Source organism: Citrobacter sp. 50677481 (assembly GCF_001463265.1).
Taxonomy (GTDB): Bacteria; Pseudomonadota; Gammaproteobacteria; order Enterobacterales; family Enterobacteriaceae; genus Citrobacter_A; species Citrobacter_A sedlakii.
Window position 1 is genome coordinate 1 of sequence record NZ_LNHZ01000051.1, and the last position, 22,770, is coordinate 22,770.

The following is a 22,770-nucleotide window of genomic DNA, read 5'->3' on the forward strand; positions in this document are numbered from 1 at the left end:
GTTGCAAAAACGGGAGTGACCATAGATTCCGTTTTACTCCGGCGACGAGCGCCGCCGGAAAAAAGGTGATATCAGGGTGATTAACCACTCACGCTGAACGGGAACAACTCAGTTGTCGTAGAGGCTTCCCTGCCGCTGCCTGCCGGTCCGGGTGCGTCAGCCCCGTAGCGCGCGGGTCAGAATATCCAGCGCTTTAGAGAACTGCGCATCCGGGATCGTTAAGGGATAAAGAAAACGTATGACGTTGCCATATACGCCACAACTCAACAGCAGCAGGCCGTTTTCCTGCGCTTTGCGCTGGACCTCGCGGGTAAATTCGGCAGACGGTTCGCCGGTTTGCGGATCGTTAAATTCCACCGCTACCATCGAACCGAGTCCCCGAACGTCAACAATCGCCGGGCAGTGCTCGCGCGCCTGATTCAGCACTTCTTTCAGATGCTCGCCCAGCTGGCTCGCCCGCTGGCACAATTGCTCTTCTTCGATGATGTCCAGCACCGCGTGCGCGGCGGCAACCGCCAGCGGATTACCGGCGTAGGTACCGCCCAGCCCACCGGGAGCGGGCGCATCCATCACCTCAGCACGCCCCACAACGCCAGAGAGCGGGAAGCCGCCCGCCAGGCTTTTCGCCATCGTCATCAGGTCGGGCTTCACGTCATAGTGCTGCATCGCAAAGACCTTGCCGGTACGGGCAAAGCCGGTCTGCACTTCATCCGCAATCAGCAGAATGCCGTGGGTATCGCAAATTTTACGCAACGCCTGCATAAAGGCCGCAGGCGCGACGTTAAAACCGCCCTCGCCCTGAATCGGCTCAATAACAATGGCAGCGACCTGATCCGCGGCGATATCGGCCTTAAAGAGGCGCTCCAGGCTTTTGATCGCGTCCTCGACGGTCACGCCGTGAGCCGCGTTCGGGTACACAGCGTGATAGACCGAACCGGGGAAAGGCCCAAAACCTATTTTGTAAGGCGCCACTTTGCCGGTCAGCGCCATGGTCATGAAGGTACGTCCGTGAAACCCGCCGCCGAAGGTGATCAACCCCGGACGACCGGTATGGGCGCGGGCAATTTTGACCGCGTTTTCAACCGCTTCGGCGCCGGTGGTGAAAAACGCGGTTTTCGCCGGACCGTCGATCGGCGCAATGGCGTTGATGCGCTCCGCCAGCGTCACGTAGCTCTCGTAAGGCACAATCTGGTAGGCGGTATGGGTAAACGCCTGAAGCTGTTTTTCTACCGCCGCGACAATTTTCGGGTGGCGGTGGCCGGTGTTAAGGACGGCGATCCCGGCGGCAAAATCGATCACTTCTTTGCCTTCAATGTCCCAAATTGTGGCGTTTTCGGCCTTTTCGACAAAGTAGTCGCACATCACACCAACACCACGGGGAGTCGCCTGCTGGCGGCGCTGATTCAGTTCTGAACTTTTCACCCTCGGATCTCCTGTTATGAATGTCACTTTATTGCAACAAATTCGAAACGATGACGTTTATTTACACAGGTGTTGGCCCTATAATCGAGTACCAATTCAGAATATCTGAGGGATCCAATTGCGGGCATTAGTGGGCGATCTCCTGTTAGTCAGACTCCAGCAGGAACAGGATGAATTCCTGCACAAACGGCTCTACAACGCGCTTCGCCGGGCGATTCTCGACGGTTCTTTACCGCCGCATAGCCGCTTGCCCGCATCGCGCGATCTCGCAGGCGAGCTTGGGATTTCCAGAAACACCATATTAACAACTTATGAACAATTGCTGGCGGAAGGATATGTGGTTTCCCGACGAGGAAGCGGGACATTCGTCGCACAAACCACCCCCGATACCTTTTTAACGGCGGCAGCCGGGGTGGAAAACAGTGAGACGGCCGCACAGGCATCCTCCGTTTCGCAGCGCGGCCATTTTTTGCTGCAGCACGTCAGCGCCAGCCCACGACAATGGGGAGCATTTATTCCCGGCGTTCCCGACGTCAATGCCTTTCCCCATCCACTTTTCAGTAAGTTACAGGCACGCATCAGCCGTCGACCGAAGCCGGAACGGCTGAGCTACAGCTGCAATGGCGGGACGCCGGAACTGCAACATGCGTTGGTGGATTATCTGCGCGTCGCCCGGGGTGTGCGCTGTCAGGCAGATCAAATACTTATCACGGAGGGGATCCACCAGGCTATCGACCTGGTGACGCGGATGCTGGCTGATACCGGCGACCTGGCGTGGGTGGAGGAACCCTCCTACTGGGGGATCCGCCATGTGCTGGCGATGAACGATCTACGCATTACGCCTGTCCCCGTTGATGCCAGCGGCCTCGCGCCGCCCGACAGGCCGGATGAAGCACCGCGTCTGATCTTCGTTACGCCCTCTCATCAGTACCCGCTGGGCGCGGTGATGAGTCTTGAGCGACGTCAGCGGCTGCTGGCACTCGCCCGGCAGTACGGCAGTTGGATTGTGGAAGACGACTATGACAGCGAGTTTCGCTTTTCTGGACAACCGATCCCGGCGTTGCAGGGTCTGGTGCCGGATGCGCCAGTCGTTTATATCGGCACCTTCAGTAAAACGCTCTATCCGGGGCTTCGACTGGGTTATATGGTGCTGCCTCGCCCGCTGGCGCACGCCCTGAAAAGCGCCCATGCGGAGCTGTATCGCGGTGGGCATTCACTGATTCAGATGGCGCTGGCAGAGTTTATCAACGGCGGACATTATTCGGCGCACATCCGCCGTATGCGTTTGTTATACAGCCGCCGTCGTGCCTTTCTCACCGAGCTGATTGAACGTCACTGTGGGACGCGGGCGCTGTCGGATTTCAGCGATAATGCCGGGCTGCATTTGATCCTCAACCTGCCGGATGAGGTGGATGATGTCGCCGTCGCGGCCAGCGCCAATGCGCAAAATATTCTGGTACGTCCGCTTTCGCGTTATTACCTGACCGCCCAGCGCAAGCAGGGGCTGCTGTTGGGGTTCGCCTGTCTGACGGAAGAACAGATGGTGCCTGCATTCGCCACGCTGCTGGACTGTTTGCGTGACAACTGCCCGCAGGTGCTGTTGATGAACGCCTGAAAGCAAAACGCCCCAACCAATGTCGGGGCGTTTTTAGCTGCGCTTGCGGTGTTATGCTTCGATCGCGGCGCGCAGTTTTTTCATTGCGTTCTTTTCAAGCTGGCGGACACGTTCAGCAGACACGCCATAGCGGTCAGCCAGTTCCTGCAAGGTGGACTTGTTGTCTTCGTCCAGCCAGCGGGCGCGAATGATGTCCTGACTACGTTCGTCGAGACCTTCCATCGCGTGGGTCAGCTTGTTGGCCGCCTGATCTTCCCAGTTATCCTCTTCAATGCCGTCGGCAAAGTTAGAGGTTTTATCCTGCAAATACAGGACCGGGGCCATCGGCTGGCTGTCGGACTCATCGTCCGAAGACATGTCAAAGGTCATGTCCTGCGCCGCCATGCGGGACTCCATCTCACGCACGTCTTTGCTGGACACGCCCAGCTCGCGCGCCACCATTTCAACTTCATCCTGGTTAAACCAGCCCAGGCGCTGCTTGGTTTTACGCAGGTTAAAGAACAGCTTACGCTGCGCTTTGGTGGTCGCGACTTTGACGATACGCCAGTTACGCAGAACGTATTCGTGGATCTCCGCTTTGATCCAGTGTACGGCGAAGGAGACCAGGCGCACACCCACTTCCGGGTTGAAACGGCGCACGGCTTTCATCAGGCCGATATTACCTTCCTGAATCAAATCCGCCTGCGGCAGGCCATAGCCCGCGTAGTTACGAGCAATATGAACAACAAAGCGCAGGTGAGACAGGATCAGCGTCTTAGCTGCTTCCAGATCGCCCTGGTAATGCAGCCTTTCAGCCAGTGCCCGCTCTTCGTCAGCCGATAACATCGGCCACGCGTTCGCAGCCCGGATGTAAGACTCCAGGTTACCAACAGGGGCTAAAGCTAAATTTTGCATTTCTTTGGTCATTCAAATCCTCTCAATTTTTTATCGTCTGGCACTACCTGAAAGTCATCAGCAACAACCGTGCCAGCGTTAATGAGCAACGAGATTATCATTCACTCTTTTATCAGACCGTGATTTTATCCACAAGTTCCATGCAACGTTGTGTATAAATTGCGCACAAAATGTGACATGAAGATGAAAGCGGGGAAGAGGACAACGGAGACTCTTTCCCTGCGAACGGAAATCCATTGCAGGGAAAGATTATACCACGATTTTATTAATCGGGAGTAAAGTGGCGTAAATGTTGAACCGTGGCAAGCCACGCCGCCACCCAGCCGATCATCGAGCAAACCAGCAGCAATAACAGGCATTCATCGAACGATAACCCATTGAGATCAAACTTCGTTCCGAAAACCTTCGCCACTTCTGTCACTGCCGAAGACAGCCGCATCACCAAAATTTCAGATAAAATTAGTGAAAGAAACGCGCCGGAAAAGCCGAGCAGCGCGCCGCCGTAGAGGAACGGACGGAGAATAAATCCATCCGTCGCGCCAATCAGTTTTTGCACGTTAATGGTATCGCGACGGGCAAAAATGCTCAGGCGTACGCTGTTGCCGATCACCAGGAACACCGCTGCCACCATCAGTACGCCGATCATGGCTGATACGCGGCCCACCAGACCGGTCAGCGCCGCCAGGCGGGCAAACCAGCTGTCGTCCATACGTACTTCATCGATGCCGTTAATCTGCGAAATACGATCGCGCAGGGTATTAAGCGAATCGGTGCCCTGGAAATCAAGCTTCGGCACCACCACGGCCACCGCCGGGAGCGGGTTCTCTTCCAGCATGTCCAGCGCGCCGCCAAAGCCGGACCAGTTACGGAACTCACCCAGCGCGTCTTCCCGCGACAGGTAATTCACCTTGTCCACGCCCTGCTCGGCCTGAAGCTGCGCCACCACCCCCGCCGCCGCATCGTCATCCAGCGTTTTTTGCAGATAAACAGTGATCTGTGGAGACGGATAATACTGCGTCGCCGCCTGGTTGACGTTCTTGTAGACCATATAGCAAACGCTCGGCAGCGTCAGAGAGATAGCAATGACCATCACCGTTAAAAAGGTCGCCAGCGGTTTGCTTTTCAGATCCTGTAACGCGCCCTGGAACGCGTAGCGTACCTGCTCGTTGAAAACGTTGGTTTTCCGCGAGTTAGGCTTCGGCGACGGTTTCGCCCGCTTCGGGGTATTGCGGCCACCGTCGCCTGACGAACCGCCAGAGCGGCGCAGACGATCCAGACGCCCGCCGAACTGCCGGATATGATTCATCGCATCGCGCTTATTCATAAGCCACGCCTCCATGCAGGTGTCCATCGCTTAGCACCAGTTGGCGATAAGATCGGCGGGAAATCAGCCCGATGTCGTGGGTGGCCATCAGGACGGTGACCCCCACACGGTTAAATTCTTCGAACAAACGCAGGATCCCTTCTGACAACGCGTCATCCAGGTTACCGGTTGGTTCATCCGCCAACAGGACCGCCGGTTTATTGACCACCGCACGGGCGATACCCACACGCTGCTGTTCACCGCCGGAGAGTTGAATAGGGAAGTTTTTCGCTTTGTCCAGCAGCCCGACTTTATCCAGCGCCGCCGACACGCGGCGACGAATGTCGTCTCCGCTGGCACCAGCAATAATCAGTGGGATCGCCACATTGTCGTAAACGGTGCGGTCCATCAGCAGATGGTGATCCTGGAAAATCATGCCAATCTGCCGACGCAAAAACGGCACTTCACGATTCTTCAGACGGGTAATATCGTGTCCGCTGAAGATAATTTTCCCGGCGCTTGGCCGCTCAATCCCACAGATCAGCTTCAGCAGGGTACTTTTCCCCGCGCCTGAGTGGCCGGTCAGAAACGCCATCTCGCCCGGCTGCATGTGGAACGTGACGCCCTGCAGCGCTTGTCTCCCGCCGAGATAGGCCTTGCTGACATGTTCAAAGCGAATCATTGTTAATCCTCTCGGGCAAAAAGTGCCTCAATAAAATCGTCCGCCTTAAACGGACGCAAATCCTCGATACGTTCGCCCACACCAATATAGCGGATAGGAATGCCAAACTGGTCGGCCACCGAGAAGATCACCCCACCTTTCGCCGTGCCGTCCAGCTTGGTCAGGGTGATCCCGGTTAACCCCACGGCTTCATGGAACAGTTTGGCCTGGCTTACCGCATTCTGCCCGGTGCTGGCGTCGATAGTCAGCATAACCTCATGCGGCGCGTCCTCGTCCAGTTTCTTCATCACGCGAACGATTTTTTTCAACTCTTCCATCAGATGCGATTTGTTTTGCAGACGCCCCGCGGTGTCGGCGATCAACACATCAATGTTACGCGCCTTCGCCGCCTGAATAGCGTCAAAGATGACGGAAGCAGAGTCCGCGCCAGTGTGCTGGGCAATCACCGGAATATTATTACGCTGGCCCCAGACCTGAAGCTGTTCCACCGCTGCGGCGCGGAACGTGTCGCCTGCCGCCAGCATCACCGATTTGCCCTGCTGCTCGAACTGACGCGCCAGCTTGCCGATGGTGGTGGTTTTACCGACGCCATTGACGCCCACCATCAAAATCACAAACGGCGTTTTGCCTTCCACGTTCAGCGGTTCATCGACCTTCGCCAGAATCTCGCCCATCTCATCTTTTAACAGACCGTACAGCGCTTCCGCATCACGCAGTTGCTTGCGGCTGGCGCCTTCGGTCAGGTTGGTGATGATTTTACGCGTCGTTTCCACGCCCACGTCGGCGATCAGCAATTGTTCTTCCAGCTCTTCAAACAGATCATCGTCGATTTTCTTCCCGCGGAACAGACTGATAAATCCGGAACCGAGGTTTTCTTTTGTTTTCAGAAGGCTGCGCTTAAGACGGGCAAAGAAACCCTCTTTGGTCGGTTTCTCCTGCTCCTGCGCAATCTCTTCAACCGGCGCGTCTTCTTCCGCTACCGGCACCACCAGCACCGCTTCTTCTGCGGCTTCTGCCGCCAGCGCCTGCGCTTCCCGCTCTTCATCGCTCAGCGGCGGCACGTTCTGCGCCTCTTCTTCTACCGCGTCAACGATCTCAACGGTTTCGGCTTCCGCCTGCCACTCTTCCGGAGAGATTTCTTCAGCGTTTACCTCTTCCGGCAGCGGCAGTTCTTCACGTACGGCGACCGCAAGCGGTTCCACTTCCGGTTGTGGCTCGTCTGCCACGGCGGGCGGTTCAGGCTCAACCAACTGCGGCTTTTCGCTCTCCTGAACCTGTTCGGTGACCTCAACCACCTCTTGTGCAAAGTGGTCTGTCTCTTCTTTGCTGTGCGCAGGGGATTCTGCTTCTACGTCAGCTGCCGTTTCAACAGGCGTGTCTGTCTGTCGTTGTTCCTCGACAACCTGCTGTTCTTCGGTTTTTTGTTCTTGTTCCTGCTCTTTTTCACCAAAGCCCAGCCAGGAAAAGAAGCCACGTTTTTTCTGTTTTGCCATCTGCGGTTACACTCCTCGCGGCTCTATATACATGGAAGCTAAAAAAATGATGAAATAGTCTATCACTTAACTTAATTTACATCACCGCCTGGAAAGACCGAATTAGGGCGGTTTGAGCAGCAGAAATGAAAAAACCGAATCACTCTGGCAGTGGCCAGATCCGCATTATTGGCGGGCAATGGCGCGGCCGCAAACTTCCGGTACCGGACAGCCCCGGCCTGCGTCCCACCACCGATCGCGTGCGCGAGACGCTGTTTAACTGGCTGGCGCCGGTAATGGTCGACGCCCGTTGTCTCGACTGTTTCGCCGGAAGCGGCGCGCTGGGGCTGGAGGCGCTGTCGCGTTACGCGGCGTCTGCTACCCTGCTGGAAATGGATCGGGCCGTCGCGCAGCAGTTACAAAAGAATTTAGCGACGCTGAAAGCAGGCAACGCAAACGTCGTAAACACGAACACACTGGCATTTCTGGCGCAGACCGGTACGCCGCACAGCGTCGTGTTTGTCGACCCGCCGTTTCGCAAGGGTCTGCTGGAAGAGACCTTACGCCTGCTGGAAAACCATGGCTGGCTGGCTGACGAGGCGTATATTTACGTGGAAAGCGAAGTGGAAAACGGTCTGCCGCCGGTGCCCAATAACTGGTCGCTGTATCGCGAGAAGGTTGCCGGACAGGTTGCCTATCGCTTGTATCAACGCGAGGCACAAGGAGAAAACGATGCTGATTAATATTGGACGTTTACTGATGCTCTGCGTCTGGGCTTTTTTACTCTGGAATCTGGTGCAACCGTTTCCGCGCCCGCTCAATATTTTTGTTAACGTCGCGCTGGTGTTTATGGCGCTGATGCACGGTATGCAACTGGCGCTACTGAAATCGACCCTGCCAAAAGACGGGCCGCAGATGAGCAACGGGGAAAAAGTGCGTATTTTCCTGTTCGGCGTGTTTGAACTGTTGGTATGGCAGAAGAAGTTTAACGTCAAAAAATGAGGCTGACAGCCGGATGGCATTTAATCCGGCCTGTGAACCACAAATTCGACAAACCGCGTTCCTTTAAAACTCAGCGTGCCTTTGTCGCCTACTGTCAGCGCGTGGTACTGCTGCGCGTCCAGGCGGAAGTTTTTTTCCTGTCCGCCGCGTAGCGGCTTAAAGCTCGCTTCGTATCGCATACTGGCGCCTGCGGGGGTGACCTGCTGCTGACGCGAGCGGCGGTCATTGAGCGGCTTTTCCCGCTTGTTGCTGACCATCATTGGCGCCTGTTGCAGGGGCGCAGCCTCGTTATCGGCTTTTTCCCGCCGCTGCTGCATAAAACGAAACGAGGCGGCAATGAGAATTAACACAATGATTAAAATAAAAAAGAGCGGTGGCTTACTCATACCCTTAACCCATCAGAAAATGCGGAAATCAGCATACCCTGACCGTTATGGTGTTGTCATCCGCCCTTACCCGCCTCTAAACTGAAGAGTAAGACCGTAAGCATACCGCTTACGAAAAAATAACGAATTCAAGGAACTAAGATGCTTTGGTCGTTTATCGCTGTCTGCCTTTCCGCATGGCTGTTTGTGGATGCTTCTTACCGTGGCCCCGCCTGGCAACGTTGGGTCTTTAAACCTGTCACGCTGCTTCTCCTGCTGCTGCTCGCCTGGCAAGCGCCGATGTTTGACGCTATCAGTTATCTGGTGCTGGCGGGTCTCTGTGCGTCGCTGTTAGGCGATGCGTTAACGCTCTTGCCACGTCAGCGTCTGCTGTACGCGATTGGCGCGTTTTTCCTTTCGCATCTGCTGTACACCATCTATTTCGCCAGCCAGATGACGCTTTCATTCTTCTGGCCATTGCCGTTAGCGCTCCTGGTACTGGGCGCGCTGCTCGTCGCGGTAATCTGGTCGCGTCTTGAGGAGCTGCGCTGGCCGGTATGCACCTTCGTCGCCATGACGCTGGTCATGGTCTGGCTGGCCGGTGAGCTGTGGTTTTTCCGTCCCACCGCGCCCGCGCTGTCGGCGTTTATGGGGGCGGCGCTGCTGTTCCTGGGTAACATTGTCTGGCTGGGCAGTCATTACCGCCGCCGCTTTCGTGCCGACAACGCTATCGCTGCGGCCTGCTACTTCGCCGGGCATTTCCTGATCGTCCGCTCACTTTATCTCTGATAGTGCTTGACTCTGGAGTCGACTCCAGAGTGTATCCTCCGGTTAATGAGAAAATTATCATCAACCGGAGGATGCCATGTCGACACCCGATACTGATGGCAAAAAAGCCCCACAATTTTCATCCTTCACACTCGCCCCGGCGCCGCAGAAAGCCGATGCCTGTTGCTGCGACGGTGCCTGCGACTCGCCGGAAACCGTCGCTGAAACGGTAAAAGGTGCCCGTTATAGCTGGAAAATCGCCGGTATGGACTGCGCCGCCTGCGCCCGCAAAGTTGAGAACGCGGTGCGCCAGATAAGCGGCGTGAATCAGGTTCAGGTGCTGTTTGCTACCGAAAAGCTGGTGGTCGACAGCGACGGCGATCTGCGTTCACAAATCGCGCGGGCAGTGCAAAATGCGGGCTATACCCTGCAAGACGAGCAGGCCAACGCCGCCGCGCCCGAATCGCGCGTCAAAGAGAACCTGCCGCTACTGACCCTGATTGTGATGATGGCGGTCAGTTGGGGGCTGGAGCAGTTCAACCCTCTGTTCGGACAACTGGCGTTTATCGCCACCACGCTGGTCGGGCTGTATCCCATCGCCCACCAGGCGCTGCGCCTGATGAAATCCGGCAGTTGGTTTGCCATTGAAACGCTGATGAGTGTCGCCGCCATCGGCGCGCTGTTTATTGGCGCCACAGCGGAAGCGGCAATGGTGCTGCTGCTGTTCCTGATTGGCGAGCGGTTAGAGGGATGGGCCGCCAGTCGCGCCCGCAAAGGGGTCAGCGCGCTGATGGCGCTGAAACCAGAGGTGGCAATCCGCCTGCGCGACGGCGTACGCGAAGAGGTCGCCATCAACACTCTGCAACCGGGCGATGTGATTGAAGTCGCCGCCGGAGGACGCCTGCCCGCCGACGGAAAACTGCTTTCTGCGTTCGCCAGCTTTGACGAAAGCGCCCTGACTGGCGAGTCGATCCCGGTTGAACGCGCCAGCGGCGAGAAAGTCCCGGCGGGGGCGACCAGCGTGGATCGTCTTGTCACGCTGGAGGTACTGTCGGAAGCGGGTGCCAGCGCCATAGATCGCATCCTGAAGCTGATTGAAGAAGCGGAAGAACGGCGCGCGCCCATCGAACGCTTTATCGACCGCTTCAGCCGGATTTACACGCCCGCCATCATGGTCGTCGCCCTGCTGGTGACGCTCGTTCCGCCGCTGCTGTTTGCCGGTAGCTGGCAGGAGTGGGTTTATAAGGGACTGACGCTGTTACTGATTGGCTGTCCGTGCGCGCTGGTGATTTCCACCCCGGCAGCGATTACCTCCGGGCTGGCGGCGGCGGCGCGTCGCGGGGCGCTGATCAAAGGCGGCGCGGCGCTGGAACAGCTAGGGCGTGTCACGCAGGTCGCGTTTGATAAAACCGGGACGCTGACCGTAGGCAAGCCGCGCGTGACGGCAATTCATCCTGCCACGGGTATCAGCGAGACTGAGCTGCTGACGCAGGCGGCAGCGGTGGAGCAAGGCGCGACGCACCCGCTGGCGCAGGCGATTGTACGTGAAGCGCAACAGCGGGCGCTTACCCTCCCCGCCGCCGACGGACAGCGCGCGCTGGTCGGTTCCGGCATTGAGGCTCGGGTCAACGGTGAGCGCGTCCTGATTAGCGCCGCCGGGAAACAGCCTGACGAGGCGTTTGCTGCGCGCATTAATCAGCTTGAACGTTCAGGTCAGACGGTCGTATTAGTGCGGCGAAATGACATCGTGCTCGGCGTTATCGCCCTCCAGGATACGCTACGGGACGATGCCCGTACCGCCATAAGCGCACTGAACGCGCTGGGGGTTAAAGGCGTCATCCTCACCGGCGACAACCCACGCGCGGCGGCGGCCATCGCGGAGACGTTGGGACTGGATTACAAAGCGGGACTCCTGCCGGAAGACAAAGTCCAGGCGGTCAGCGCGCTGAATCAGCAGTCGCCGCTGGCGATGGTGGGCGACGGCATTAACGACGCTCCCGCGATGAAAGCCGCCGCCATCGGGATTGCGATGGGCAGCGGTACCGATGTGGCGCTGGAAACAGCAGACGCTGCGCTAACCCACAATCGTCTGACCGGACTCGTGCAAATGGTGACGCTGGCGCGGGCGACGCACGCCAATATTCGCCAGAACATCGCCATTGCGCTGGGGCTGAAGGGGATCTTCCTCGTCACCACCCTGCTCGGCATGACCGGGCTGTGGCTGGCGGTGCTGGCGGATACCGGCGCGACGGTACTGGTGACGGCTAACGCGCTGCAACTGTTGCGTCGTCGGTAAAAAAGCCCGGTGGCGCTTACCGGCCCTACGCGTAGCATGACGTGTAGGCCGGATAGCGCCATCCGGCTTTGTGTCTTACTGCATTCCCAGAAGCCCCGGCAGCCACAGCGAGATGGCGGGGATATAGGTCACCATTGCCAGCACCACCAGCAGCAGACCGTAGAAGGGCAGCATCGCCCGCACCACGTGTTCAATTTTCTGCTTACTTACCGCGCTGGCCACAAACAGCACCGACCCGACCGGTGGGGTAATCAGTCCAATCCCCAGGTTCACCATCATAATCATCCCGAAATGCACCGGATCGATCCCTAACGCATTGGTCACCGGCAACAGCACCGGCGTCAGGATCAGGATGATCGGCGCCATATCCATCAGCGTGCCAATCAGCAGCAGCATGATGTTGAGATACATCAGGATCACGTACTTATTATCGGAGAGCGAGGTGAAGAATTCGGTGATACGCATCGGCAACTGCATATAGGTCATCACCGCGCCAAACGCCGCGGCGAAGCCGATCAAAATCATCACGATAGTGACCGTTTTCACCGTCCGGCACATCAGTTTGGGCAGTTCATTCCACTGATAGTCACGGTAAATAAACATGGTGACGAAAAAAGCCCACAGGCAGGCCACCGCCGCCGATTCGGTGGCGGTAAAAATTCCCGACAATATACCGCCCAGAATGATCACTACCGTCATCAACCCCCACAGCGCGTCAATGAAGATTTTCACCGCCTGGCGAAACGGGATCCGTTCACCTTTCGGGTAGCCACGCTTACGCGCAAAACAGAGGCACAGCCCCATCAGACACAGCCCGAGCAGCAGCCCCGGCAACACACCTGCGATAAACAACGTGGCGATAGAGACCGTCCCGCCCGCCGCCAGCGAGTAGATCACCGAGTTATGGCTCGGTGGAATCAAAATCGCCTGCACTGAACCGCTCGCGGTGACCGCCGCCGCGTACTCGCGCGGATAGCCCTTTTTCTCCATCTCCGGGATCATCACGCTACCGATGGACGCCGTATCCGCCACCGACGAGCCGGAAATCGCGCCGAAAAAGGTCGAGGCGACAATGTTCACCAGCGACAATCCGCCGCGAATAAAGCCGACGAACAGATAGGCAAAGTTGACCAGCCGCCGGGCGATTCCCCCTTCCGCCATGATCGCCCCGGCAAGAATAAAAAACGGGATCGCCAGCAGGGTGAACTTGTTGACCCCGCTGGTGATTTGGATCATCAGCGCTTCCAGCGGTAAATCGATCCACAGCGCGCCCGCAACGGCGCTCAGGCCGACGGCAAAGGCCACTGGCATGCCCAGCGCCAGCAAAATGGCGAGGGTGAATAACAAGATAAAGGCGTCCATTGTTCACCCCTTAACCGTGGTTGCCGATCGTCACGACCGGACGGTGTTCCTGTGAGCCAAAGAACAGGCGCTCAAGGACGAAGAAAATCAGAATTGCCGAACCGATGGGCAGCGGCAGGTAGCTTTCACCCGACGTCAGTATTGGGAATTCCGCCACTGGCTGCTCCCACAGCTCGACGCACAGCAGATAGCTGTACCAGAACATGATCAGCGAAATCAGCAGCATCAACAGATCCACCACCCGTGCGCAGGCGGTTTTCAGCACCGGCGGCAGACGGTCGGTCAGCATGTTCACCGCGATGTGCGATCCGGCGCGGTAGCCCACCGCCGCGCCGATAAAGGTAAAGGTCACCATACAAATAATGGCGATCGGTTCCGGCCATGACTCCCCGCGATTCAGCACATAGCGCGAGAAAATGCCGATGGGGATGACGGTGGTCATCACCAGCAGCGACACCCCCGCCACGGCCATCGCCAGCAGGTACAGGCGATCCATCCACTTCAGGTACAGTTCGGACATATTTCCTCCGCAACGGGGTGGGATCACTTCACAGCCGCGATAGCGTTCATCAGATCCTGATGTTTTTCGCCATATTGCGCGCGTACCGGCTCCGTGGCTTTCACAAACACCGCCTTGTCGATGTCATGGAACTGGACGCCGCCTGCCTTCATTTTTTCCAGCGCCTGCTGGTTATAGGCATCCCATAGCTTGCGCTGTTCAAACTGCGCTTCACGGGCGAGAGTGAGGATTTTTTGCTGCTGGTCGGCGTTGAGCTTGTCCCATTTCACTTTCGAATAGAGCAGCATTTCTGGGGTGATAAAGTGCCCGCTAAGGGTGTAGTTTTTGGCGACCGGCAGGTAGTTATGGGCAATATAGGTCGGCGGATTGTTTTCCGCGCCGTCAATCACGCCGGTTTGCATGCCGCTATACACTTCGCTGACGCCCATCGCCACTGAGTTCGCCCCCATATCCTTCAATGTCGCCAGCGCGACCGGACTGCCCTGAACGCGGATCTTCATACCTTTCAAATCTTCCGGTTTCACTACCGGATTTTTGGTGATCAAGTTGCGGGTACCGGAATCCATCCAGCCTAAAAAGACCAGCCGCGATTTCGGGTTAGCAGTGAGCTTGTCGCCGATCTGCTTCCCGATATCGCCGTCGATCACCTTGTGCATATGCTCTTCGTCGCGGAACACGTACGGCAGGGTAAAGACTTCGATATCGGGCAGAATTGCCGCAACCGGCGCCATTGAGACGCGAATCATATCGATCGCCCCCATTTGCGCCTGCTCAATCATCTGTTTTTCATCCCCGAGCACGCCACCCGGAAAGACTTTGATTTCCAGCTCGCCATTAGTTTGTTGTTTTAATTTCTCGCCCATCTGCTGCACCGCCACCACGTTCGGGTAGCCTTCGGGATGGACGTCGGCGGCTTTAATCGTTTGCGCAGAAACGGCGCAGGAAAAAGCAGACAGGCACAGCACGGCCAGTAACGGCTTGAGGGTCGTTTTCATTTCGTGGGCTCCAGGGTAGTGAGGTAAGCGTTAAAACAGTGTTTTAGTTTTGTACGCTTAAAAACTAGACTACGCCCTGAAAAGCGGAGGTGAAGCACCTCACAAAATTGTGAAGTTTTGAAACGATGGTTTAGAACTGTGATGTTTACATGATCTCGTTACGTTAACCGAGATGTAAACATCACAAGCTTTTATTCTTCAATATTATGATTTTTTAGGAATTCACGCCCTCTTTCAGATACGATGAAGGTCTGTCGAGAAGCTTCATAATCATTTATGACATCAACAAATCCTTCTTCTACTAAACGGTTCACGACTGTTGGTACATAACCGAATCCAGGTATATTTCGGGTCGACAGCACCCTATCCAGTACATACCAATTCCAGTCCCCCTCTTTCAGGGCCATAACTTTCAGAACGCCTAACTCAATTTTTGAAATCATTTATTAAAGCCTCCGGATGGAATAATTCTGCATCTGTGATTCTGTAATCTGCAAGGGTGGCCGCATGCGCATTATTCCAAAGTATATAACCGTCGAGCCCCTTAGGCTCTCCAGTCTCCCATCCTAAATTACAGTAACGCTGAAATTCTCGACATTCATGGGTGAAATAATTGAGGTCAACTTTCTCGGGTTTAATTTCACCTTTGTTTATCTTATAAACCGAGCAATCATTACATCATTAGCAGGATCATGTTGAAAACGAGAAATATGCTTTTCTACCGTAGCGATACCTGCGCTGTCAATGATGACACCTTCAGTGGTCAGATACTCTATTGGTCCCCCGGCTAATTCGGGGTCAAAAGTGCGTCCTGATACCGGCCCCTTTGCCCCAGAATACTTCATTTTTTCAATTGCCGGAAACTTCATCCTCCCCATCATTAATCCAGCCATCAACGACGCGCCAGTAATCAATAAACCCTGATTATCCATCACCTGGTTGTAGCCATCAGGCGCTTCTCCTCCCAGTTTTTTCGCTGTCTCTTCAAAGCCGTCGATATTCCCGTTATAAATCCCGCCAGCAGCGAGAAGCCTACCGACAGACTTGCTATTCAACGTTGTTAACGCATTGACCGCCGTTTCATTTTTGACGGGTATAAACAAGCGGTTATAGTCAGCAGGGAACGCCAGATAGCCAAACTCCGTGTTAGCAATAAGATGTTTGCTGAGGATATATTCATAATTTACAACAATAGTTTCCGTATCTAAATTACCTGGCGAAAATAGATAATGGATACTTGATATGAAAACGCCTCGCAATTGAAGGTAATAATATTTCTCCCATCGGCCATAGGCATTGATGCGGTAGAAATAAAACTCCATATATAACTGTTCGTTATTATTAATCGCATTCGACAACAATGGTGTGCTTTTATCGATCAGTTTCTTGAAACTTAGCCCATGCTGTTGCGAACCATTACCGGTACTGGTAAGACTATTCGTGAGCGAAAAAACAAAAATTTCGTTCTCGTGACCGATTCGTCGACGGTTCCCAATTGAATCAGCGGTTCCACAACTGTCAGAAATAGCGCCTTGTTGTTCCCCTGCGATCGTCAGGTAAACAATATCACTCATTTCATCCCTTTATTACATGTTGAGGTAATACAACAGTGGCAACAATATCCCTGGAAATTAACTTTTACGCTGATAAAGAGATTCCGTATAGCGAAATAATAAATTTTTTCAATTTATCGGCAATAATAAGGATTATCTGACAGGATGAAATGCGTAATGTGAATAGAGTGGTTTAAATTATAGAAGGCGATTATTTTATCGGGACAGGTACAGCATGTCGCCGCTGCGGATAAAAGCCTTTGTCAGCGAGAGTAGCACGCTCTGTTGAATACGGACGATGTGGAAGCACCGGAGCGTGCACGCAATACGAAAGCATTTTTCGCGAAGCTCCCCCTTCGGGCCGTCCTGAAGGGGGTTCAAAACGCTCACGCGTTTTATCTGAGCCCGGCGCAGATTCAAAGCGGCAAATGATTTAGCCTTTACGCAGCAGATAACGATAGGGTAGCGCCTCGGTTTCCTGAGCCAGCAGTTCATGCTCCATAAAGGTACAAAAGCCGGGGATGTCGCGAGTGGTCGCCGGGTCGTCCGCCACTATCAGCAGCGTTTCGCCGCTCTGCATACCGCGGACGGTTTTACGTACCATCATCACCGGTTCCGGGCAGCGGAGCCCCTGGGCATCAAGAGTGTGGTCGGGAGAGGTAAACAGATCGCTCATGGTGGTCTCATATACATAAAAACCGCCGTAGTTTACGCCCTGTTGCGCGCTAAGCCAATCAGGTTAACGATTGCGTGAAAAACAACCATTGCAAAGTCCCGCTAAAGCAGTATCATGCGGCGGCTTTACCCGGTTTAAGACGCGTTATTGTCGCAGCCAGTTTACCTTAAGGGCAAAATGGCAAGTAAAATAGCGTGAAGCACGTATTGGGTTCCCTCACCCCAAAATTAAAAAGGTACAATATGACGTCGTTCTCTCAATCGCAGCGCGTAAAAGCGTTGTTCTGGCTATCGCTATTTCATCTGCTGGTGATCACCTCCAGTAATTATCTGGTTCAGCTTCCCATCACCATTTTTGGTTTTCATACCACATGGGGCGCATTCAGCTTTCCGTTTATCTTTCTCGCCACCGACCTGACCGTGCGTATTTTTGGCGCGCCGCTGGCCCGACGGATTATTTTCGCGGTGATGATCCCGGCGCTGCTGGTCTCTTATATTATCTCGTCGCTGTTTTACATGGGCGCCTGGCAAGGATTCGGCGCGCTGGCGCAGTTTAATTTGTTCGTCGCCCGTATCGCCGCCGCCAGCTTCATGGCTTACGCGCTGGGGCAGATCCTCGACGTGCATGTCTTTAACCGCCTGCGACAAAATCAGCGCTGGTGGCTGGCGCCAACCGCGTCCACGCTGTTTGGCAATATCAGTGATACCCTCGCATTCTTCTTTATCGCGTTCTGGCGCAGTCCGGATGCGTTTATGGCCGAGCACTGGATGGAAATTGCCCTCGTCGACTACGGCTTCAAGGTGCTTATCAGCATGATTTTCTTCCTGCCGATGTACGGTGTGTTGCTGAATATGTTGCTGAAAAGACTGACAGATAAATCCGAAATCCCGGCAATGCAGACGAGTTAAAGGTTCGTTTTCCGAGTTGTGTTAAGATGAACCCATGAGCCGTTATGGCCGTTTATCGAAAGGAAGAAGTCAATGCGCAATCTGGTTAAATATGTCGGGATTGGCCTGCTGGTGATGGGGCTGGCGGCCTGTGATAATAGTGAGACGAAAGCGCCTGCAGACGGTGCGGCGGCAGAAAGCCAGGCCACCGGTCAGCCTATTACGCTGCTCGACGGTAAACTCAGTTTCTCCCTGCCCGCGGATATGACCGATCAAAGCGGTAAGCTGGGCACCCAGGCGAATAACATGCACGTTTACTCGGATTCAACCGGACAGAAAGCGGTGATTGTGATTGTTGGTGACAACACCAGCGAAGACCTGGCGGTGCTGGCGAAACGTCTGGAAGATCAACAGCGCGCCCGTGACCCGCAGTTGCAGGTGGTGACCAACAAATCCATCGAGCTGAAAGGCCACACGCTGCAGCAGTTAGACAGCATTATCTCCGCAAAAGGCCAGACGGCGTATTCCTCTGTCCTGTTGGGTAAAGTCGATGACCAATTGCTGACTCTGCAAATCACGCTGCCTGCGGACGATCAGCAGAAAGCACAAACCACAGCCGAGAACATCATCAATACGCTGGTTATCCAGTAACATTCTACGCGGATGAAGCGGCCTCCTCAGACTCCTGCGGAGGCCGTTTTTTTAACCGCCACGTCAACAACAGCGCAATGACCACCAGTCCCGCCGCCGCAAGGTAGATCACCGGGACACCCGCCCAGCTCATCACCAGCCCCGCCAGCGGTCCCGTCACCCCAAGCGACAAATCCATAAAGACCGTATATGTCGCCAGCGCCGCCCCCTGATTCTGCTGCGGCACCGCCTTCACCGCCACCACGCCCAGCGCCGGGAACACCAGTGAGAAACCCATTCCCGCCAGCAGCACGCCGACTTTCGCCATCCACGGCATCACCGCCACGCCGACCAGCAACAGACCGACGATTTCGACGCTAAAGCAGATCATCGCCACGTTCAGCCCGCCCAGGCGGTTAATGCCGTTGGGAAACAGCAGCCGCGTCCCGACAAAAGCGCAGCTGAATAAGGTCAGCGCAAAGGCCGCGCCGTCCCAGCCTTTGGCGTCATAAAACAGAGTGATGAACGTGGCGATCACCCCGAATCCGGCGGATGCCAGCGCCAGCGCCATGCCGTACAGCCAGACACGTCCAAGTACCGCGCGAAACGGCAGCGGTTTACCTTTGTTCGCTTTTACCGCCGGGCGCGGAATCGCCAGTAATACCGCCAGTAGCGCAACGCCCATGATGATCATCGCCAGTCCCTGCAGGCCGCCCCAGGCGTAAAACAGTACGCCAAGCGGCGCGCCCATCGCCATCGCGCCATACGTGACGATGCCGTTCCACGAAATAACCCGGCCAATATGCAGCGAACCGACAACGCCCACGCCCCACAGCGTCGATCCCGTACCGGCGAAGCTCTGCCCAATGCCCAGAATCACACGCCCCAGACACAGCAGCAGCAGACTGGCAACCGGCCACGGGCTGACGCTTGCGGCCAGAAAATAGCCCGCTCCGCTTAAAAAACAGCCGCACAGACCAAAAACGACGATTTTTTTCGGCCCGAGTAAATCGGCGTAGCGACCGGCATGAGGGCGGCTGAGCAAGGTAGCGAAATATTGCAGGCTGATAACCAGTCCCGCCCAGAACGCGCTAAATCCCATGACATCATGGACATAGCCGGGAAGTACCGCCAGCGGCAGGCCAATAGTGAGGTAGCTGGCAAAGTTAAACATGACAACAGAGACAATGCGCAGATTGAGGCGCAATCCAGTAAGCGCCGGGTCAGCGACAGGTTCGGGCATGGGGATCACCACGTTTTTACCACAGTGTTTCCCTTCTACCATGCAACGGCGGGAAAATCAGCATGAAGATTAGGATTATCGGCAGCAAGCCAGACGCTACACTTAATGAAAATCATAAACAGGACGTAACCATGACAACCCCCCAGCCCGACAAAACGGGTATGCATATTTTGCTCAAACTGGCTTCGCTGGTGGTGATCCTCGCCGGGATCCACGCTGCCGCCGATATTATTGTGCAACTGTTACTGGCGCTCTTTTTCGCTATCGTCCTTAACCCGCTGGTCACCTGGTTCGTGCGTCGCGGCATTAAGCGACCCGTGGCGATCACCATTGTGGTGGTGGTGATGCTTATTGCCCTCACCGCGCTCATTGGCGTGCTCGCCGCGTCGATCAATGAATTTATCGCCATGCTGCCGAGCTACAATAAAGAGTTAACGCGCAAGTTATTGTATCTGCAGGAGATGATGCCTTTTCTCAATCTGCATATGTCGCCAGAGCGAATGCTACAGCGGATGGATTCGGAAAAAATCATGGCCTTCACGACCACCCTGATGACCGGGCTTTCCGGCGCGATGGCCAGCGTCGTGCTGCTGGTCATGACCGTGGTCTTTATGCTGTTTGAAGTCCGCCATGTACCTTACAAAATGCGTTTTGCCCTGAATAACCCTCAAATTCACATCGCGGGTCTGCACCGGGCATTGAAAGGAGTATCACACTATCTGGCGCTGAAAACGCTGCTTAGCCTGTGGACCGGGGTGATTATCTGGTTGGGTCTGGCGCTCATGGATATTCAGTTTGCATTGATGTGGGGCGTGCTGGCGTTTCTGCTGAACTACGTGCCCAATATTGGCTCGGTGATCTCCGCCGTTCCTCCTATGATTCAGGCCCTGCTGTTTAATGGCCTCTATGAATGTTTCCTCGTCGGGGCGCTGTTTCTGGTGGTGCATATGGTGCTTGGCAACATGGTGGAGCCGCGCATGATGGGGCACCGTCTTGGCATGTCGACGCTGGTGGTATTTCTCTCATTGCTCATCTGGGGTTGGCTGCTCGGCCCGGTAGGAATGCTGCTCTCCGTACCGCTGACCAGCGTGTGTAAAATCTGGATGGAAACCACCAAAGGCGGCAGTAAACTGGCAATACTGCTTGGGCCGGGCCGTCCCAAAAATCGATTACCCGGCTAACGACGTTACCTACCAACCAGGGTAGTTTTATTCCCGGACGGGTGAACGTATTATAAGGCGCGCTTTTTGTTATCATCATGTTTCATTTAGCGCGCCGATGATCATAAAAAATAAAATAAATACTCTGCGTCAATGATTTTAAGGCAAATCAATTCACTACGAAATTTCATTTAAGTAAGCGTTAATTGACTGATCTCATGCAGTACCGCAGGATATTTCCCCGCCTGCATCGCATAATAATTACAGATTTTTCGTGACAATCCGCGAAAGTCATCATTTAAAATGAGCGGTATTATTGTTGCGTAAACCAATAAAGAAATGTGTTCGACGTTAATATAAATAGTTATTTTGATAGGGAGTTTTCATGAAAAAATACATTAAGTGGTTTGCGGCGATTGCCGTTGTGGGCGCCCTGGCAGGCTGCGCGCGTACTGCGCCAATCGATCAGGTTCACTCAACCGTGAGCGCAGGCCACACGCAGGATCAGGTTAAAAACGCGATCCTGAAAGCGGGCATCCAGCGTAAATGGATCATGAACGAAGCGGGTCCGGGCGTGATCAAAGCGCGCCAGCAGTCTCGCGACCACGTGGCGGAAGTACGTATCACCTATACCGCGACCAGCTACGATATCAAATACGACAGCAGCCTCAATCTGCAGGCGTCTGGCGGCAAAATTCATAAAAACTACAACCGCTGGGTACGTAACCTGGATAAAGACATTCAGCTGAATCTGTCTGCCGGCGCGGGTCTGTAATTCAAAAAAATTCAATTCGGGCCGTTTTGGCCCGATAACCTTATCATTACCCTTTTAACAGGTTGTGCTCGCCATGTACGAACAGGACTCTCTCAGCGCACTGGATGCGATTACTGAAGCGCAGCGTATCGCCTTCGCCCCGATGCTATTTCAAACCGCGCTGTGTCTGCGAAATACTGGCGTGCTGGCCTGGCTTGATAGCCAGCGAAAAAATGGGGCGACCCTTGCCGAGATAACCGAAAATAGCCAGATAAATGAATATGCGGCCAGCGTACTGCTGGATATGGGATTAAGCGGACGTATTCTTACCTATAAAGAGGGACGGTATTATCTGGGAAAAATCGGACATTTCCTTTTGCACGACACCATGACCCGCGTAAATATGGATTTCACGCAGGACGTCTGTTATCAGGGTCTGTTCTTTTTAGAGAACGCACTGAAAGAGGGGAAACCGTCAGGATTAAAAGTTTTTGGCGACTGGCCAACGATTTATCCGGCGTTATCCCAATTGCCGCCATCGGCGCGTGAAAGCTGGTTCGCCTTCGATCACTACTACTCAGACGGGGCATTTGACGCGGCGCTGCCGCTGATATTCGCCAGCCGTCCTGCAACCCTGTACGATGTAGGTGGAAATACGGGTAAATGGGCGATCCGCTGCTGCCGCTACGACGACAATATCGCGGTAACCCTATTAGATTTGCCACAACAAATTGCACTTGCCCGCGAAAATATCGAAAATGCAGGATTATCTCATCGCATCGACTTTCATGCGGTAGATATGCTTGGCGATGCGCCTTTACCTACAGAGGCCGATATCTGGTGGATGAGTCAATTTCTGGACTGCTTCTCACCCGAACAAATTGTCGCCCTGCTCAGCAACGTTGCACGCGTCATGAAACCCGGTGCAAGGCTGTGCGTTATGGAGCTGTTCTGGGATGCACAGCGCTTTGAAGCCGCTTCATTCAGTCTGAATGCGTCTTCGCTCTATTTTACCTGCATGGCGAACGGCAACAGCCGCTTCTACAGCGCAGAAAAATTTTATGGCTATCTGGACATGGCAGGGTTCCAGGTAGAAGCACGCCACGACAATTTAGGCGTTGGGCATACCTTACTGATATGCCAAAAGAAAAAATAACAAAGTAGCGTCACC

At 54.8% G+C, this 22,770-nt stretch carries 22 protein-coding genes and 1 pseudogene; 10 read left to right on the plus strand and 13 right to left on the minus strand.

What is annotated here, in order from left to right; genetic code table 11:
• Positions 1-156: 156 nt before the first annotated feature.
• On the minus strand, positions 157-1,422 hold the full coding sequence (locus APU02_RS12620; protein ID WP_042286522.1) for a 4-aminobutyrate--2-oxoglutarate transaminase: 1,266 nt from the start codon (positions 1,420-1,422) through the stop codon (positions 157-159).
• A 118-nt stretch (positions 1,423-1,540) separates the two neighbouring features.
• On the opposite strand from APU02_RS12620, the gene APU02_RS12625 reads away from it, so the two are divergent.
• Positions 1,541-3,037, plus strand: coding sequence for a PLP-dependent aminotransferase family protein (locus APU02_RS12625; protein WP_060570178.1), 1,497 nt, complete (start codon positions 1,541-1,543; stop codon positions 3,035-3,037).
• 51 nt (positions 3,038-3,088) lie between these two features.
• Here the strand turns inward: APU02_RS12625 and rpoH are convergent, their stop codons facing one another.
• The 4 genes from rpoH to ftsY form a co-directional block, all read right to left on the minus strand.
• Entirely contained in the window at positions 3,089-3,943 is an 855-nt protein-coding gene (rpoH, locus tag APU02_RS12630; RefSeq protein WP_042286526.1) for an RNA polymerase sigma factor RpoH, read from the minus strand.
• Positions 3,944-4,196: 253 nt separating this feature from the next.
• Positions 4,197-5,255, minus strand: coding sequence for a permease-like cell division protein FtsX (gene ftsX, locus APU02_RS12635; protein ID WP_060570179.1), 1,059 nt, complete (start codon positions 5,253-5,255; stop codon positions 4,197-4,199).
• Positions 5,248-5,916 (minus strand): cell division ATP-binding protein FtsE, encoded by a 669-nt coding sequence (gene ftsE, locus APU02_RS12640; RefSeq protein WP_012908291.1) that lies wholly within the window; start codon positions 5,914-5,916, stop codon positions 5,248-5,250. Before ftsE ends, ftsX begins: the two co-directional genes overlap by 8 nt.
• A 2-nt stretch (positions 5,917-5,918) precedes the next feature.
• Entirely contained in the window at positions 5,919-7,409 is a 1,491-nt protein-coding gene (gene ftsY, locus APU02_RS12645; protein WP_060570180.1) for a signal recognition particle-docking protein FtsY, read from the minus strand.
• A gap of 125 nt (positions 7,410-7,534) precedes the next feature.
• Here ftsY and rsmD point away from each other — a divergent pair, with 125 nt between their 5' ends.
• Positions 7,535-8,131, plus strand: coding sequence for a 16S rRNA (guanine(966)-N(2))-methyltransferase (rsmD, locus tag APU02_RS12650; protein ID WP_042286534.1), 597 nt, complete (start codon positions 7,535-7,537; stop codon positions 8,129-8,131).
• Positions 8,121-8,390, plus strand: coding sequence for a DUF1145 family protein (locus tag APU02_RS12655; RefSeq protein ID WP_042286536.1), 270 nt, complete (start codon positions 8,121-8,123; stop codon positions 8,388-8,390). The genes rsmD and APU02_RS12655 overlap by 11 nt, the downstream gene beginning before the upstream one ends.
• Positions 8,391-8,410: 20 nt before the next feature.
• Here the strand turns inward: APU02_RS12655 and APU02_RS12660 are convergent, their stop codons facing one another.
• A complete protein-coding gene (locus APU02_RS12660) occupies positions 8,411-8,776 on the minus strand; it encodes a DUF2500 domain-containing protein (RefSeq protein ID WP_060570181.1) in 366 nt (121 codons plus the stop codon).
• Positions 8,777-8,917: 141 nt separating this feature from the next.
• Here APU02_RS12660 and APU02_RS12665 point away from each other — a divergent pair, with 141 nt between their 5' ends.
• Positions 8,918-9,544, plus strand: coding sequence for a lysoplasmalogenase (locus tag APU02_RS12665; protein ID WP_042286542.1), 627 nt, complete (start codon positions 8,918-8,920; stop codon positions 9,542-9,544).
• Positions 9,545-9,620: 76 nt separating this feature from the next.
• Positions 9,621-11,819, plus strand: coding sequence for a Zn(II)/Cd(II)/Pb(II) translocating P-type ATPase ZntA (gene zntA / locus APU02_RS12670; protein ID WP_060570182.1), 2,199 nt, complete (start codon positions 9,621-9,623; stop codon positions 11,817-11,819).
• 75 nt (positions 11,820-11,894) lie between these two features.
• Here zntA and APU02_RS12675 read toward each other — a convergent pair whose 3' ends face one another.
• From APU02_RS12675 to tusA, 6 genes and pseudogenes are all read right to left on the minus strand, one after another.
• The gene (locus APU02_RS12675; protein ID WP_060570183.1) at positions 11,895-13,181 is read right to left on the minus strand and encodes a TRAP transporter large permease; all 1,287 of its coding nucleotides are present in this window, start codon (positions 13,179-13,181) and stop codon (positions 11,895-11,897) included.
• A gap of 10 nt (positions 13,182-13,191) precedes the next feature.
• Complete coding sequence (locus APU02_RS12680; protein ID WP_060570184.1) at positions 13,192-13,701, minus strand: TRAP transporter small permease; 510 nt, start codon at positions 13,699-13,701, stop codon at positions 13,192-13,194.
• A gap of 23 nt (positions 13,702-13,724) precedes the next feature.
• Positions 13,725-14,696: a TRAP transporter substrate-binding protein gene (locus APU02_RS12685; RefSeq protein ID WP_060570185.1), complete on the minus strand. Its 972-nt coding sequence runs from the start codon at positions 14,694-14,696 to the stop codon at positions 13,725-13,727.
• 191 nt (positions 14,697-14,887) lie between these two features.
• Positions 14,888-15,139, minus strand: coding sequence for a hypothetical protein (locus APU02_RS12690; RefSeq protein WP_060570186.1), 252 nt, complete (start codon positions 15,137-15,139; stop codon positions 14,888-14,890).
• Positions 15,123-16,270 (minus strand): annotated as a pseudogene (gene tssD, locus APU02_RS12695) (type VI secretion system tube protein TssD). The gene APU02_RS12690 and the pseudogene tssD overlap by 17 nt, the downstream one beginning before the upstream one ends.
• Positions 16,271-16,682: 412 nt before the next feature.
• A complete protein-coding gene (gene tusA / locus APU02_RS12700; protein ID WP_042286560.1) occupies positions 16,683-16,925 on the minus strand; it encodes a sulfurtransferase TusA in 243 nt (80 codons plus the stop codon).
• A 242-nt stretch (positions 16,926-17,167) separates the two neighbouring features.
• Here tusA and APU02_RS12705 point away from each other — a divergent pair, with 242 nt between their 5' ends.
• Together APU02_RS12705 and APU02_RS12710 are read left to right on the plus strand one after the other, a co-directional pair.
• Positions 17,168-17,833: a 7-cyano-7-deazaguanine/7-aminomethyl-7-deazaguanine transporter gene (locus tag APU02_RS12705; protein WP_042286562.1), complete on the plus strand. Its 666-nt coding sequence runs from the start codon at positions 17,168-17,170 to the stop codon at positions 17,831-17,833.
• A gap of 72 nt (positions 17,834-17,905) precedes the next feature.
• Positions 17,906-18,463 (plus strand): DcrB family lipoprotein, encoded by a 558-nt coding sequence (locus APU02_RS12710; RefSeq protein ID WP_060570187.1) that lies wholly within the window; start codon positions 17,906-17,908, stop codon positions 18,461-18,463.
• Between the two features lie 4 nt (positions 18,464-18,467).
• On the opposite strand, the gene APU02_RS12715 is transcribed toward APU02_RS12710, so the two are convergent.
• Positions 18,468-19,727: an MFS transporter gene (locus tag APU02_RS12715; protein WP_072014968.1), complete on the minus strand. Its 1,260-nt coding sequence runs from the start codon at positions 19,725-19,727 to the stop codon at positions 18,468-18,470.
• An 89-nt stretch (positions 19,728-19,816) separates the two neighbouring features.
• Between APU02_RS12715 and APU02_RS12720 the strand changes: the two genes are divergently transcribed.
• From APU02_RS12720 to APU02_RS12730, 3 genes are all read left to right on the plus strand, one after another.
• The gene (locus tag APU02_RS12720; RefSeq protein WP_060570294.1) at positions 19,817-20,866 is read left to right on the plus strand and encodes an AI-2E family transporter; all 1,050 of its coding nucleotides are present in this window, start codon (positions 19,817-19,819) and stop codon (positions 20,864-20,866) included.
• A gap of 376 nt (positions 20,867-21,242) precedes the next feature.
• A complete protein-coding gene (locus APU02_RS12725) occupies positions 21,243-21,620 on the plus strand; it encodes a hypothetical protein (protein WP_131729044.1) in 378 nt (125 codons plus the stop codon).
• Positions 21,621-21,693: 73 nt separating this feature from the next.
• Positions 21,694-22,755, plus strand: coding sequence for a methyltransferase (locus APU02_RS12730; protein ID WP_042286572.1), 1,062 nt, complete (start codon positions 21,694-21,696; stop codon positions 22,753-22,755).
• The last annotated feature ends 15 nt before the right edge of the window (positions 22,756-22,770 follow it).

What these genes read in the sequence shown, in the direction of transcription:
- APU02_RS12655 (WP_042286536.1), top strand. Translation starts at nt 8,121, where the DNA reads ATGCTGATTAATATTGGACGTTTACTGATGCTCTGCGTCTGGGCTTTT.
- APU02_RS12710 (WP_060570187.1), top strand. Translation starts at nt 17,906, where the DNA reads ATGCGCAATCTGGTTAAATATGTCGGGATTGGCCTGCTGGTGATGGGG.
- APU02_RS12680 (WP_060570184.1), bottom strand. Translation starts at nt 13,701, where the DNA reads ATGTCCGAACTGTACCTGAAGTGGATGGATCGCCTGTACCTGCTGGCG.
- ftsE (WP_012908291.1), bottom strand. Translation starts at nt 5,916, where the DNA reads ATGATTCGCTTTGAACATGTCAGCAAGGCCTATCTCGGCGGGAGACAA.
- APU02_RS12730 (WP_042286572.1), top strand. Translation starts at nt 21,694, where the DNA reads ATGTACGAACAGGACTCTCTCAGCGCACTGGATGCGATTACTGAAGCG.
- APU02_RS12715 (WP_072014968.1), bottom strand. Translation starts at nt 19,727, where the DNA reads ATGGTAGAAGGGAAACACTGTGGTAAAAACGTGGTGATCCCCATGCCC.
- rsmD (WP_042286534.1), top strand. Translation starts at nt 7,535, where the DNA reads ATGAAAAAACCGAATCACTCTGGCAGTGGCCAGATCCGCATTATTGGC.
- APU02_RS12690 (WP_060570186.1), bottom strand. Translation starts at nt 15,139, where the DNA reads ATGATTTCAAAAATTGAGTTAGGCGTTCTGAAAGTTATGGCCCTGAAA.
- zntA (WP_060570182.1), top strand. Translation starts at nt 9,621, where the DNA reads ATGTCGACACCCGATACTGATGGCAAAAAAGCCCCACAATTTTCATCC.
- rpoH (WP_042286526.1), bottom strand. Translation starts at nt 3,943, where the DNA reads ATGACCAAAGAAATGCAAAATTTAGCTTTAGCCCCTGTTGGTAACCTG.
- APU02_RS12660 (WP_060570181.1), bottom strand. Translation starts at nt 8,776, where the DNA reads ATGAGTAAGCCACCGCTCTTTTTTATTTTAATCATTGTGTTAATTCTC.
- APU02_RS12665 (WP_042286542.1), top strand. Translation starts at nt 8,918, where the DNA reads ATGCTTTGGTCGTTTATCGCTGTCTGCCTTTCCGCATGGCTGTTTGTG.
- APU02_RS12685 (WP_060570185.1), bottom strand. Translation starts at nt 14,696, where the DNA reads ATGAAAACGACCCTCAAGCCGTTACTGGCCGTGCTGTGCCTGTCTGCT.
- APU02_RS12720 (WP_060570294.1), top strand. Translation starts at nt 19,817, where the DNA reads ATGACAACCCCCCAGCCCGACAAAACGGGTATGCATATTTTGCTCAAA.
- ftsX (WP_060570179.1), bottom strand. Translation starts at nt 5,255, where the DNA reads ATGAATAAGCGCGATGCGATGAATCATATCCGGCAGTTCGGCGGGCGT.
- tusA (WP_042286560.1), bottom strand. Translation starts at nt 16,925, where the DNA reads ATGAGCGATCTGTTTACCTCTCCCGACCACACTCTTGATGCCCAGGGG.
- APU02_RS12675 (WP_060570183.1), bottom strand. Translation starts at nt 13,181, where the DNA reads ATGGACGCCTTTATCTTGTTATTCACCCTCGCCATTTTGCTGGCGCTG.
- ftsY (WP_060570180.1), bottom strand. Translation starts at nt 7,409, where the DNA reads ATGGCAAAACAGAAAAAACGTGGCTTCTTTTCCTGGCTGGGCTTTGGT.
- APU02_RS12705 (WP_042286562.1), top strand. Translation starts at nt 17,168, where the DNA reads ATGACGTCGTTCTCTCAATCGCAGCGCGTAAAAGCGTTGTTCTGGCTA.